Source organism: Francisella adeliensis (assembly GCF_003290445.1).
Lineage (GTDB): Bacteria > Pseudomonadota > Gammaproteobacteria > Francisellales > Francisellaceae > Francisella > Francisella adeliensis.
The window spans coordinates 1,482,480-1,496,812 of sequence record NZ_CP021781.1; the positions used below are offsets into that span (position 1 = coordinate 1,482,480).

The following is a 14,333-nucleotide window of genomic DNA, read 5'->3' on the forward strand; positions in this document are numbered from 1 at the left end:
AGCCATGATATATCAGGATTCTGTCGCAAACTGACAAAATAAGTATCTTAATAATTTGATAGAGCAGGATCATAGAAATATAAAAAAGATTGACTCGACCCATGTTAGGGTTTAAATCATGGGACTCTATGGAATCTACTATAGCAGGTTACGAGTTGGTTAACATGATTAAAAAAGGTCAGCACATTAATGCTGGTAAGATGACTCTATGGGATCAATTTTATGCAATAGCGGCATAACTGTATCTAGTGATAGATGATTTCTGAAATACTGTATCCATCTACCCAGTTTGCGACAGAACCAAATCTCAAGGTAGATACGTATATAATATGCTACCAAACCTATCTTCGTTTGTTGATAAATCTTTTGATATAGTCCTATGCTCTCACTTTTTATTTTTATATAGCAAGCACCTAGATTTAGATTTTCACATAAAATCAATTTTAGAGATGTGTAGATTAGCAAAATCTGAAGTAAGAATATTTCCAATACTTGATTTAGAATCAAATAGATCTAAACACTTAAATAAGGTATTGGAAGTATTAGACAAAAATAACTATAAGTATAATATTGAGAAAAGCTCTTACGAGTTTCAAAGAAATGCTAATCAGATGTTAAGAATTAGCACATAATATTTTCCAACTACATCATGCCTGGCATTCCGCCCATGCCGCCACCCATAGGAGGCATAGCAGGAGCGTCTTCTTTGATTTCGCCAACCATAGCTTCTGTAGTAATCATAAGACCAGCAATAGATGCAGCATGTTGTAAAGCAGAACGAGTAACCTTAGTTGGATCTAATATACCCATTTCAACCATATCACCATAAGTATCATTAGCAGCATTATAACCATGACTGCCAGATTTAGCTTTTACTTCATTCACTACCACAGATGCTTCACCACCTGCATTTTGTACGATTTGTCTAAGTGGAGATTCAATTGCTTTTTTAAGTAATGTAATACCATGGTTTTGATCTTCATTATCACCAGTTAAGCCTTCTAAAGCCTTTTGAGCTCTTATAAGTGCTACACCACCACCAGCAACTATACCTTCTTCTACAGCAGCACGAGTTGCATGAAGTGCATCATCTACACGATCTTTTTTCTCTTTCATCTCAGCTTCTGTAATAGCACCAACCTTAATTACTGCTACACCACCAGAAAGCTTTGCTAACCTTTCTTGAAGTTTTTCACGGTCATAATCTGAAGATACTTCTTCAACATTTGCTTTTAGTTGCTTAACTCTATTTGCTATAGCATCTTTATCGCCAGCTCCATCAATGATAGTAGTATCATCTTTAGTTACCTGAACACGGTTTGCAGTACCTAAACTTTCCATACCAGCTTCTTCTAACTTCATACCTAACTCTTCAGAGATAACAGTTGCACCTGTTAGGATTGCAATGTCTTCCATCATAGCTTTTCTTCTATCACCAAAACCTGGAGCTTTTACAGCACATACTTTTACTACACCGCGCATGTTGTTTACAACTAAAGTAGCCAATGCTTCACTTTCTACATCCTCAGCAATTACAAGTAAAGCTTTACCAGACTTAGATACACCTTCTAGTATAGAAAGTAAATCACGGATATTCGCGATCTTTTTATCTACTAATAAGATGTATGGGTTTTCTAAATCAGTAGTCATGTTTTCTTGGTTTGTAGCAAAGTACGGAGATAAATATCCACGATCAAACTGCATACCTTCAACAACATCAAGCTCATCTTCAAAGCCTTTTCCTTCTTCTACAGTGATTACACCCTCTTTACCAACTTTTGCCATTGCATCAGCGATAATTTTACCAACTCTAGCATCAGAGTTTGCAGAGATAGTACCAACCTGCTCGATAGATTTAGCATCAGAACAAGGCTTAGAAAGAACCTTTAGCTCTTCTACTAGCTTGATAGCGGCTTTATCGATACCACGCTTAAGATCCATAGGGTTCATACCTGCAGCAACTGCTTTTAAACCTTCCGTAAGAAGTGCTTGAGCAAGTACAGTAGCAGTAGTAGTACCGTCACCGGCTACATCAGCAGTTTTTGATGCTACTTCTTTTACGATTTGAGCACCCATGTTTTCAAACTTATCTTCAAGCTCGATTTCTTTAGCAACAGAAACACCATCTTTAGTGATAGTCGGAGCACCGAACGATTTATCTAAAACTACATTACGACCTTTAGGTCCTAGAGTTACTTTTACTGCATTTGCTAGTGTATTTACACCATCAAGCATTTTTGCACGAGCTTCATCTGAAAATAAAACTTCTTTCGCTGCCATTGTTATTCTCCTTTAAATAAATATTCTAAAACTAATTACCCAATAATTCCCATAATGTCATTTTCTACCATCATTAGTAGAGTCTCATCACCAACCTTTACTTCAGAGCCTGAGAACTTACCGAAAAGTACTTTATCACCTACTTTTACATCCATAGGTTGTGTAGAACCATTGTCTAATTTTTTACCGTTACCAACTGCAACTATCTCACCTTGGCTTGGCTTTTCTTGAGCACTACCAGTTAAGATAATCCCACCAGCTGATTTAGTTTCTTCAGCACTACGGCGAACCAATACTCTATCTTGTAATGGACGAATATTCATAACAATCTTACTCCTTTGTTGATTTACTTTATTCTTTTAAATTAAGTTTTAATTTTTTTGTAGGTCAAAGCCTTATACCTAACTTCGCTTCCCTACAGTCATCTATATTGAGACTAAAAACTTGTTTTCAAGATTTTTTTTGAGATATTTCTTTAAAAGGTTTAATATATTGAACATATCAAATACTATATTTACAGATTATGAAAAAAACTGTAGGCGTATTCTTCTTACTCATAATGATTAGCTTTGGCTATTCGATTGACTTAAAAAGCAAAGTTATCAATATAAATAAAAACATTGATATTCATTATTATCAAACTATCTCTGATAAAGCTAAGCCAAACCTTATTATGCTTACTGGGCGTGGTACTACGACTAACTTTTGGCCAAAGGATTTTATAGATAAGCTATCTGAAAAATATAATCTATACATTCTTGACTATAGAAACATTAATACAAAAAATACCTCTAGTGTAAGCTATGCAATTAAAGATACAGCCATTGATGTAGATAAATTTGTTAAAAAACTCAATATTTCTAATCCATATCTACTAGGCTGGTCTATGGGCGGAGCTATAGCTATTGAAACAGTTTCTGATTATCCTAAAGACTTTTCTCACCTTATACTTCTATCTCCAGCTTTGCCTAAGACATCAACACAAAAAATCCCAAAACCTCCAAAGTTTAAAACAGATGATGATATTTATAATTATGTTTTTAACATAAACTTATATAACTACTCAAAAGAAAACTTAGATGTTGAACGAAACAGATTTATAAATTCTGATATAAAACAACTTTTTCCTTCTAATGATGTTTTAGCTAGACAAATAACTGGTGTTACTAAGTGGCGAGCTGATGATGATAATTTGGAAAAGTTCAAACAAATCAAAATTCCAATTGATATTTATATTTCTCTAGATGATAAAATAGAGCGTGTTAATCAAATTAAAGCTACGATCACAGAAGTAAAAGATCAGAAAAGAATTAAGGTTAAGTATTTTAAAAACTCTGGTCATGCAATTGCCTGGGATCAGGCACAAAAACTTGCAGACAATATAAATAATCTATAGCATGTTCAAACTCTTTTTTTCAAACATTAGCTAATGCTTTTAAAAAACCTATTTTTTAATGTAAAAAATAAATAATATGTTAATATGTATTTAAACATGAATTTGTTAAAATAATTTTTAATGAAAAAAATAGTCTCTATATTACTTTACTTACTCACGATTAATGCTTTTTCTCTTGAGTTACAAAGTAAAGAAGTTTCAACTAATCATACTGATATTCATTATTATCAAACAACTCCTGACAAAGCTAAACAAGATCTTATTATGCTTACAGGAATAGGAACCACTGCAAACTTCTGGCCAAGAGATTTTATTTTATTTTTATCTGAGAAATATAATCTATACATACTTGACTATAGAGGAATAAATACCTCGCAGCCTCTTAAAAACATAGACTTTACAATTAAAGATTTAGCACGTGATACTAATGATTTCATAAAAATCAAAAAACTAAAAAATGTATCTCTACTAGGTTGGTCAATGGGTGGCAGTGTGGCTTTACAGTCGGTTTTTGATGATAAAAAGCTTTTTAAAAGTCTACTGCTTATATCTCCGGCTTTACCAGAAGAGAATTATAAAGAGCCCAAAAAACTTCAAGAAAAACCAAATTTTCGAATCTCTGAAGATATATATAACTATGTCTTCACTAATAATATATATAGTTATAGACCAAAGCAACTTAAGGGTGAGATTAAACGGTTTATAGATCCTACTATAGATAAATTATTTCCAGGCTCCAAAATATATGCAACACAAAAAATAGCACTAAAGAATTGGATGGAAAATAAGGAAAATGTTTATAACTTCAAAAGAATCACAACTCCAACGACTATATTTCTTGCAAAAAATGATGTAATTTTGGACTACAATCTAAACCAAGACACTATAAACGAACTGAAAGATAAGTCTACACTTAATGTTATCTACTTTACAAATTCTGGACATGCTATAGACTGGGAATACCCTCAAAAATTAGCTAATCTCATAAACAACTTATATTAAAGGCTAGAGAAAACATTCTATAATCTATATTATACATTGTGGTTTTGCACTCATAGCTTAACTGGATAGAGTATCGCCCTCCGAAGGCGGTGGCGTGGGTTCGAGTCCCGCTGAGTGTGCCAATAACAACCTAAAAATCTTTTGCTCAAGATTATGTTTAGTGCGTAACATAAGTTATTAATTTAAGTACAAACAAAACTCTTCTATAGGTTACATAACAATGCTATATTCTATAGTAGTAATTCACCATTAGAATGATGGTTTTAAATACATGTATCAATTGCTTAAATCATATAAAAAACAATTATGTTTTTAGGGGTAATCGCCCTATCAACAACAGCTCAAGCAAAACCAGATTGTGATAAATCATCAGAGATTATTAGTACAAACAGTGGTAAGCTATGCGGGATACAACAGCAAAGATCTTCACAAACAGCTGAAGCATACTTAGGAGTTCCTTTTGCAAAACCTCCTGTTGGTAAACTTAGATGGAAAGCTCCTGAACCTATCGGTAAATTTGACCAAGATGTATTTCAAGCAACTCAGTTAGGCAATAACTGCGTACAGCCATCTGGCGAATCTAAGTATAAGGGTAGTGAAGACTGCTTAAACTTAAACATTTGGAAACCTAAGGGTGATAAGAAAAACCTGCCTGTAATGATATTTATTCCTGGAGGTGGATTTGTCGTCGGTGCTGGGGGGCTAGAAATTTATAACGGTACATATCTAGCAGCTAAACATGATGTTATTGTTGTAACGCTTAACTATCGCCTTGGTGCTTTAGGATTTTTAAGATACATGGAGAATGCTACTAACATAAAAGGTAACTTTGGCTTACTTGATCAAATAACTGCTATGAAATGGATCAAAGAAAATATCAAGAACTTTGGTGGAGACCCTGATAAGATAACACTATTTGGTGAAAGTGCTGGAGCTATGTCTGTAGGCTTCCATTTAATGTCTGTACCTAAGAGTAATGATTTATTTAGAGCGGCAATAATGGAAAGTAATCCATACAGTGTTCCGTATGCTGATGCTATCGAAGCTGAGTTGGTTGGTAAAAATTTTGTGAAATTAATTAATAAAAACATAAAAGATGATGATGCTAAAGGTAATGATTTAGAGTGGCTTCAATCTCTTCCGGTCGATGCAATTATGCAATCACAAGACAAAACTTTACCTGGAGGAATTTTTAACTTAGTAATAAACGGTATGGCACAAGGTACATGGTGGACTCCAACTGTTGGTGTTTCACCTGTAACTGGTCAGCCAATGGATGGCTACCATGAAGGTAATTCACCTAAACCTTATGTTTTTGGGCTCAATAAAAATGAAGGTATATTTTTTATGCCAGACCCAAACAAATTTACTAAATCTAATTTAAAAAAAGCATTATTAAGTGACTTTGGAAATATTGGATATAAGAATATTATCAACTTCAAAGACAAAGAAGGTAACGCTATCTATAACCCTAATAACTATGATTCTGATTCAGAATCAACTATGACTCCAGCAGCTCAAGCAATGTCTAAAATAATGACTGATTATAGCTTTGGGTATGGTAATCTGCATGCGTTACAAAAGAGTTGGGACAAACAATCGATATCAAAAGAGCCAGTTTATAGTTACTACTTCTCAAAGCAGTCTAGTTTTAATTATCAAAACTTAGAACGCTGTCTAAATGAAGTATGCCACACATACGAACTGCCTTATGTGTTTCATAACTTTGTTGTGAAACAACCAGATGGTACTCAAACAACAGTTAAAAATGCGAGTGAAAATGATATTGCTCTAGCTAATCTAATGAGTAAAAGTTGGGCAGGTTTTGCTAAAGATCCATATGATTGGAAAAATGGGTTTGGATATCCTCCATTAGACTCAATTTCTAAAGGTAAATATGTTCACTTCAAAACTAATCCTAAAATAGCTAATAATCTAACTGAAATTATTAACTACCCATTCTGGGGAAAAACTAAAACTGCTCAAAAAATTTGGCTAAAACTTGGTCAGGCTGAAAAACCGAAATATAAAGAACATGAGTCTAGTGATTTCTAGATTTATACCAACTCTAATATAAATTCGTTATTTGCACTTAGATTCTTATAATTAAAGATTGTTGATTTAATAACAAAAGCACATTGAGTACATTCGACAAGCCAGTGACCATCTCGAAATATTTACTGTAAACCTAAGAAAACCGAGACTCTGCTCAGTTATCTTGTTTTCTTGAGTAATTTGATTAAATCAACAGTCTTAATTAGCTATAAACTTTTGAAACTATAAAGACCAAAATCGTAACCCCTACAACTATCATAAATATCGGTCTAACAAGTTTTGATCCTTTTAATATAACCATCTTAGAACCAGCCATACCACCAAAGAAGCTCCCTACTGCCATCACCAAGCCATAAAGTATATTGACATGACCCGCCAATAAGAAAACTATCAGTGAAAAGACATTACTTTTAAGGTTAAGTACTTTTGCATAACCTGAAGCCTGAAGAAATGTATAACCTAAAAAGTACACAATAGCTATAATCCAAAAATTACCTGTTCCAGGTCCAAAGAAACCATCATAGGCGCCAAGCAGAAACCCAAACAGTGTAAAAAAGGCAAGCTCTGACATCCTTTTTTTGCCAGCAGCTACACCAAGGTTTTTATTAAATAGGCTAAAGACAAACACAAAAACCAATAGTACTGGAACAACAAAGTTCATAAATTCATTATCAATTACTAATGCTAATATAGTTCCTAAAGATGCTCCTATGAATCCTGCAATTAAGCCTCGTATCACTGTCTTAAAATTTATAAGCCCATTTTTATAGTACTTAAAAACTGCAGTGCCTGTACCTATACTAGCTTGTAGTTTATTTGTCCCAAGCACCATTGCAATGGGCAGACCTGTCATACTTAAAGCCGGTATACTAATAAGCCCTCCACCACCTGCGATAGCATCTATGAAACTTGCTAAAAATCCCATAACTACTAAAAACAAACACAAAGCAATAATGTGGTGAGATAAGAAAACTAACACTCTATCCTTCCAGCTTAATAGTACTGCCTTCAGCAATCAAGTGATTGATATTATTGACAAGTGAGTAGATTGAAAAATTTTCAGTCAATGAGTTAAAGCTAGCATCAACACCATCTAACGAGATACAGATATTCAATGACCGCTCTTGATCACCAGAATCACTAGCAATATTATCCTTTAAAGAATGAAGTACTTTTTCAAGGTTGGTTGAATTAATAAGGTTACTTTTTAAAGTGATATTAACCTTACTAAATGTTTCATCAATATAATCAGCTATTGGCAAAACCTTATCCACGCTCAGTTTATTATTATCTCGTTGAACATCGCGACTAACTTTACCTTCAACTACGATTACATCATCAACTTTGATATTATCCTTAACAGAGGCAAATACATCTTCACTAATCAAACAATCTGCTCTATTTTTCTCATCATCAATATTTAGTATATAAAGCACTCGACCAGTTTTTGTTTGGCGACGCATTGCTGGAGTTATCATACTTGCAATGATTCTAACTGAAGTACCATCTGCACTTGGCTGTTGGATTCTTGCCAAATCACTAAAACTCACATGATTACGCCAATGACTTTCATCATCTATAATATGCCCACTAAAGTACATTCCTAGAGCTTTTTTCTCGTTTATAAGAAGTTCTTTCAAGCACCATTCATTTGTATAGCATTCTTTTTCAAGCTCTTTATCAGTATCTTCTTCTTGGACATTAAACCCAAATAAATCATCTTGACCAGCTGCATTCATATCATTTACATAACTTGCATTTTTAATGGCTTTTTCGATACTATTAAAAGCTGTGGCTCTATTTTCAGTTATTTCATTTAAAGCTCCTGCAAAACAAAGTGCTTCTAAAGCTTTTTTATTTACCTTACGTAAATCTACTCTACGAGTAAGGTCAAATATTGAGTTAAATCTACCACTTTGCTCTCTCTCTGTAAGTATACTTTTTATAGCTTCACTACCTAAGCCTTTAATCGCACCAAGTCCTAGCAATATAACTCCTTTTGAAACAGCCTTACAATCATAAATACTTTTGTTTACATCTGGCAGTTTAACCGAGACATTCATATCCTTACAGTCAAGCATAAACTTAACTAACTGATCTGTATTTCCCATATCCCCAGACATCAAAGCTGCCATATATTCATCAGGGAAATGTGCTTTTAAATACGCTGTTTGATATGCTATAAGAGCATAAGCCGCAGCATGAGATTTGTTAAAACCATAACCTGCAAAAGCTTCCATTTGATCAAATATTTCATCTGCTAAACCCGAATCAATATCGTTATGCTTTAATGCACCCTCTTTAAAGATTTTACGCTGCATTTCCATCTCTTCAGGCTTTTTCTTACCCATTGCTCGACGCAGTAAATCTGCACCGCCAAGTGTATAGCCAGCAAGCTTTTGAGCCATTTGCATAACCTGCTCTTGATAGACTGGTATACCATAAGTCTCTTGTAATACCTGCTCTAATAATGGGTGCAAATATACCGTGCGTTTTCTGCCATGCTTACGATCAACAAATGTTGGGATATTTTCCATTGGACCAGGTCTATACAAAGCTACTAGTGCAATAATCTCTTCAAAAGTCGAAGTACCTAAATCTTTGACAATTTGTCGCATACCCTGAGACTCTAACTGAAATATACCCGTAGTATTTCCAGCCTGCAAAAGCTTAAATGTTAGCTTATCATCTAAAGGAATATCTGCTATATCAAGTGGCTCTTCATCTGCATTTTTTTTAGCGTTTATACTTATAAGTGCTTTTTTAATAATTGTTAAGTTTTTTAAGCCTAAAAAGTCAAACTTAACAAGACCTACATCCTCGACATCATTTTTGTCAAATTGTGTGACTATATCGCCACCTTTATCTTCACAGTACACAGGAGCAAAATCAGAGATAACTGTTGGAGATATAACAAGACCCGCAGCATGCTTACCTAAACTCCTAGGCAAACCCTCAAGTTTTTCGGCCTTTTCGATTATCTCAGCGACATCTTCATTATTCTGAATCTCATTATAAAGCTCTTCACAAAAATTTTTATTTGGTTCACCATCTTTTTCTTTAACAAGTATCTTCTTAAATGTAGTTCCAGGAGTTTCAGGTATCATCTTGGCAATCATATCACCAAAGCCATAACCTTGCCCCATCACACGCACTACATCTCGTACTACACCCTTAGCTGCCATAGTACCGTAAGTGATAATCTGTCCAACACTTTGCTTACCGTACTTCTGCTCTACATATTTGATAACTCTATCACGACCCTCTATACAGAAATCAATATCAAAGTCAGGCATAGAGACACGCTCTGGGTTTAAAAATCTCTCAAAAAGCAATCCATACGGTAGTGGGTCTATATCAGTTATAAGCAAAGAGTATGCTACCAATGAGCCCGCACCAGAACCACGCCCTGGACCAACTGGAATATCATTTTCCTTACACCAACGAATAAAGTCTTCCACAATCAAAAAATATCCCGGAAATCCCATATCACAGATTATATCTATCTCAACTTGAAGCCTATCTTTATAAACTTTAGTTACATGATCATGTTTATCTATTGGTTTCTTGGCTAATATTTTTTCTAAACGCTTATCTAAACCTTTATAGCAAAGTTTTGAGAAATACTCCCTCTCAGTTAAGCCTTCTGGAATATCCATCTGAGGTAAGCATGGTTTTCCTAGATCAAATGTCACATTACATCTCTTTGCAATAGCTAAAGCATTATCAACTAACACAGGTAATGAACTAAATGTTTGATACATCTCATCAGCTGACTTAAGATACTGTTCATGAGTGAACTTTGTTTTACGAGTCTCATCTAGTATTGTAGTCTTTTCATTTATACAAGCTCGTATTTCATGAATATCAAAATCTTCTGCTTCCATAAATACAGTGATGTTAGTCGCAACTGCCAATAAATCATAATCACTAGCGATAGCTAACGCTTGTTCATTATATAGGCCTTCATTTTCATAGTTAAGTTTATGAATTTCTATTATAAAATTATCTTTCTCAAAACAGTCAATATAGTAATTTACTATCTCAGGTAAATTATTAGCTTTTTGTAAGATTGCCTTGCCAATCTCACCATTTTGCCCACCATTTAAGCATATAATATCCTCTAAACACATTTCTTTCAGCCATTCTCTAGGCACTAGAGGTATAGAGCCAAACCTTTCAGCCTCTTCATAGGCTCTTGAGATTAGCTTTACCATATTTTGATAGCCATCATTAGTCTCAGCTAAAAGAACTAAATCACAAATACCAAACTCTGTGTCTACTTTTAGCTCAACCCCAAAAATTGGCTTAATCCCTGTTTTGATAGCTTGCTTATAAAACTTAACTGCTGCAAAAAGATTAGAGACATCTGTCAAAGCTAAAGCTACTATATTTTTCTGTTTAGCTGATTCAAAAAGATCATTTAAGCGAACTGTACTATCGACTACAGAAAAGCCTGTATGGATACGAAGATGAGAAATCATAAAGAAATATTTTATTAGTAAAACTAGGTATAAATACTACTACATTTAAAGGTGAAAATCATGGCTGATTTTAAAGATAAAAGTTGTTTGTTAATTAGCATCCATAACTGCAACAAATGCTACATCTGTTAGCTGATTGCCTGTAACTTGCTGATCCCCTGTAAAATAAGTCTCATTAGATGGGTATTTACTAGAGTAATTATCTTCTACTGTAGTATGTAGATTTGTAGTATATACATGAGCAGCTTTATTATTTAAAAGATCAAGAGCAAGCTTTGTTTTTGCAAGAGTAAAAGATTGGAACATATGCCCACACATACCTTGTTTAGCTCTATAGCGAGGTGATTCTTTAGACAAAGATGCAGTATAAACATAAGTATTTTGCTCTTTGTTATATACTGGGCCTAAGACTCTAAAATGACTCCCTCCGATATCAGGATTATCAACATCCTCAAAAGTATAACCATGGTAGTTACCATTAACTTGACCACCTATCTGATCGAAAGTTTGTAGTTTACCATCTTGTTTAAATAAACCTGCATAGCCTGATGAATGCTGATCAGAATAATCTTTTGTGAAACTTGTTTTTTCTAACTCATCTACTACTGTTTTATCAGCCTCGGCTCTATCTTTAGCTCCCTTAACTACAAATATAAAGTTTACAACCTCTAGCACTCTATGAGTTGGCTGGAAGTTATGATCTATACTTGTTTCACCATCACCTACCCAATATACCCAGGCAGCTGGTATTGCAGTTTTCTTAAAGTCTTTATAATAAGCCATCATAAATGGACTCATTTCTGGAAGGTCTATATAGTCTGCTTTTGCATTAGCTTTATTATAAGGCTTAACCACATATTTCTTCAAAGTCTCACCATAACCCAAAATCACATTGTCTAAGATTTTGTTACTAGTAGATTTTGTTGCATTAGGTTTTACCACAAAGTTATCATCCATTTTCAAATCTTTAAACTGCTGACTTTCTTCTGGATCTGTTATAACTTGCTTATAGCCACAGAAATTATACTTATCAGTATTACTAGCATAAACTGAAGAAGCTAGAATAGTCCCAACTAAAACTTTTACTATTTTCATTATTAACAACCTATATTTTTAAAAAAACGACTATCTAAACTTCTGCTTAGAAGATATCTTATAATCTAAGAAATCACTGATTTTATTCTTCTTATCTTTGAAAATAAAATTATTATAAACCATCATATACACAAGTACTTTACGCACATAATGTCTAGTTTCTCCATAAGGAACATTTTCAATCCATATTGGAGCAGTTACTTCTTTACCAAGCCACTTATTAACATTACCAGGTCCTGCGTTATATGCACATATTCCAAGTATTGGGTTTTTATCAAAAAGTTTTTCTAAAAAATATAAGTTAGCTGTACCTAATTTAATATTATTCGCAGGAATATAAATCTGTGTAGACATACCTTCAGATTTATCGCCAACCATAGGTAGTTTATATTTTTTAGCAATAAAGTTAGCTGTAGGTTCTGTAACTTGCATCAAACCCTTAGCACCAGCATACGAGCCAGCTTCAACATCAAACAAAGATTCTTTACGCATTATCGAAAGTACTAAATCTTTATTTATATCGAATTTATCAGCATTTTTATTAACTTCAGATATAAATGCTTTAGGGAAAAGTAATTCTATATTTGAGAACTTACCTATTACAGCCATATTAAATATCGCAGCATAATACATATTATGACTTTCCGCTAAACGAGATAACTCCTTAATTTGTGTTATCTCTCTATTTTTTAGCTTTGCTCTTATATCCCATTTCCAGATATTTGTAGATTCTTTATATTCACCAATTCTGTATAAATCAATAGCTTCTAAAATAGGATCTTGGTTAAGCAAGTCTTTTGCTTCTCTAGAAGTTATATCATCAGCTTGTTGATTACCAAAATTGTAAGGTTTATCAAGCTCATCAGATGCTAGAAATGAATAATAGTCTAAAGGTACTTTTGTTAGTTCTTCAAATATCGGCTTAGCTTTTGATTTTTGGTTTGTTTTTTTATAACTATATGCAAGCCAGTACTTCCAAGCCTCATCTTGCTGAGATTTTTTAGGTAATTGATAATATGTTTTTATATAATCATTAAAATTATTATTATATAAATCAACTCTAAGTAGCCATTCCCAAGCTATAGCTGTAAGATATCTCTTATCTACTTTAGCTAACCATTGCTTTGCCTGCGGTGACTGTGACCTAGCAAAACTTACAGCTATAGCAGATATACATTCAGCCTTAGTTTTTTTATCTAGATATTTTTTATTTTTAAGGTTATCCCAAAGTTTTGCATATGCTTGATCATCTTTTTTAACTAAATCTTTTGATATATCTACGAAGATTTTATCGAAATATCTATAGTTATGGTATTTTGCAATAAAGCTATCAAGTTTGCTTGGATCTTTTGTAGCAGCTTTCCATGCATTTATATAATCCACATAGTCTTTATTATTATCAACAAAAGTATTTAAAAGCCATAAGCTATCACTAAATTTATTCGCGAATGCTAGATTATAAGCCTTGCTGACAATATAGTTTTTTGGCTTATTATCTGAGTTATCCCAAAGTTTTTGCATTTCGGTACAACCTGAAGCCATATAGACACGATTTTGCCATAACTGCCCATAAGCATCTAAAGCTTTATTTTTATCACCTAACTCATGCTCTGATTGAATTGCCCAACATTTACCAGATACTCCAAGATCATTATTATAGTATTCGTCAAACTTCTTCCACTTATGATTTTTAGCATAATAAGTTGCTAAATCTTTGGATAACCTAGTATCCCAATACTTACCTTTATTTTGCTTAAGATAACGGTCTATAGTCGATTGCTCAAACATACCAGGATCTTTACTTATTTCTCTGTATTGAAGATACGGATAAATACTTGCATTTTTCAGCCTAGATTTTAGATAGTAATACGACTTATAGTCACCTTTATCAAGAGCTTTCAGAGCTTGCTGTGAGTATTGTTTCTCAGTATTTGTTAAACTAAATGCCGTACCAAAACCAGATAGTACAAGGCCTGTTAAAATAATTTTTTTTAGCATACTTACCTCGATAATTTCATCAA

10 protein-coding genes, 1 tRNA gene and 1 pseudogene are annotated in these 14,333 nt (G+C 33.5%); 6 read left to right on the forward strand and 6 right to left on the reverse strand.

Annotated features, from left to right (window positions below):
• Window positions 1-40: 40 nt before the first annotated feature.
• A pseudogene (locus CDH04_RS07175) lies at window positions 41-239 on the forward strand (DDE-type integrase/transposase/recombinase); the annotation flags it as partial.
• A gap of 90 nt (window positions 240-329) precedes the next feature.
• On the forward strand, window positions 330-632 hold the full coding sequence (locus CDH04_RS07180; RefSeq protein WP_112870373.1) for a hypothetical protein: 303 nt from the start codon (window positions 330-332) through the stop codon (window positions 630-632).
• A 10-nt stretch (window positions 633-642) separates the two neighbouring features.
• Here the strand turns inward: CDH04_RS07180 and groL are convergent, their stop codons facing one another.
• Window positions 643-2,280, reverse strand: a complete 1,638-nt coding sequence (gene groL / locus CDH04_RS07185; RefSeq protein WP_112870374.1) for a chaperonin GroEL — start codon at window positions 2,278-2,280, stop codon at window positions 643-645.
• Window positions 2,281-2,315: 35 nt separating this feature from the next.
• On the reverse strand, window positions 2,316-2,603 hold the full coding sequence (locus CDH04_RS07190; RefSeq protein ID WP_112870375.1) for a co-chaperone GroES: 288 nt from the start codon (window positions 2,601-2,603) through the stop codon (window positions 2,316-2,318).
• A gap of 200 nt (window positions 2,604-2,803) precedes the next feature.
• Here CDH04_RS07190 and CDH04_RS07195 point away from each other — a divergent pair, with 200 nt between their 5' ends.
• From CDH04_RS07195 to CDH04_RS07210, 4 genes are all read left to right on the forward strand, one after another.
• A complete protein-coding gene (locus tag CDH04_RS07195) occupies window positions 2,804-3,676 on the forward strand; it encodes an alpha/beta fold hydrolase (protein ID WP_112870376.1) in 873 nt (290 codons plus the stop codon).
• A gap of 120 nt (window positions 3,677-3,796) precedes the next feature.
• On the forward strand, window positions 3,797-4,678 hold the full coding sequence (locus tag CDH04_RS07200) for an alpha/beta fold hydrolase (RefSeq protein WP_112870377.1): 882 nt from the start codon (window positions 3,797-3,799) through the stop codon (window positions 4,676-4,678).
• A 46-nt stretch (window positions 4,679-4,724) separates the two neighbouring features.
• Window positions 4,725-4,800 (forward strand) — tRNA-Arg (locus CDH04_RS07205).
• Between the two features lie 184 nt (window positions 4,801-4,984).
• Window positions 4,985-6,733 (forward strand): carboxylesterase family protein, encoded by a 1,749-nt coding sequence (locus tag CDH04_RS07210; protein ID WP_112870378.1) that lies wholly within the window; start codon window positions 4,985-4,987, stop codon window positions 6,731-6,733.
• A gap of 202 nt (window positions 6,734-6,935) precedes the next feature.
• Here the strand turns inward: CDH04_RS07210 and CDH04_RS07215 are convergent, their stop codons facing one another.
• The 4 genes from CDH04_RS07215 to CDH04_RS07230 all read right to left on the reverse strand — a co-directional run bounded on the left by CDH04_RS07215 (window position 6,936) and on the right by CDH04_RS07230 (window position 14,310).
• Entirely contained in the window at window positions 6,936-7,658 is a 723-nt protein-coding gene (locus CDH04_RS07215; protein WP_112870925.1) for a TSUP family transporter, read from the reverse strand.
• A gap of 55 nt (window positions 7,659-7,713) precedes the next feature.
• The gene (gene dnaE / locus CDH04_RS07220; protein ID WP_112870379.1) at window positions 7,714-11,217 is read right to left on the reverse strand and encodes a DNA polymerase III subunit alpha; all 3,504 of its coding nucleotides are present in this window, start codon (window positions 11,215-11,217) and stop codon (window positions 7,714-7,716) included.
• 90 nt (window positions 11,218-11,307) lie between these two features.
• Window positions 11,308-12,312 carry a hypothetical protein gene (locus tag CDH04_RS07225; RefSeq protein WP_112870380.1) on the reverse strand — a complete coding sequence of 335 codons (1,005 nt, stop codon included), beginning with the start codon at window positions 12,310-12,312 and terminating at the stop codon, window positions 11,308-11,310.
• 30 nt (window positions 12,313-12,342) lie between these two features.
• Complete coding sequence (locus tag CDH04_RS07230) at window positions 12,343-14,310, reverse strand: lytic transglycosylase domain-containing protein (RefSeq protein ID WP_112870381.1); 1,968 nt, start codon at window positions 14,308-14,310, stop codon at window positions 12,343-12,345.
• Window positions 14,311-14,333: the final 23 nt, after the last annotated feature.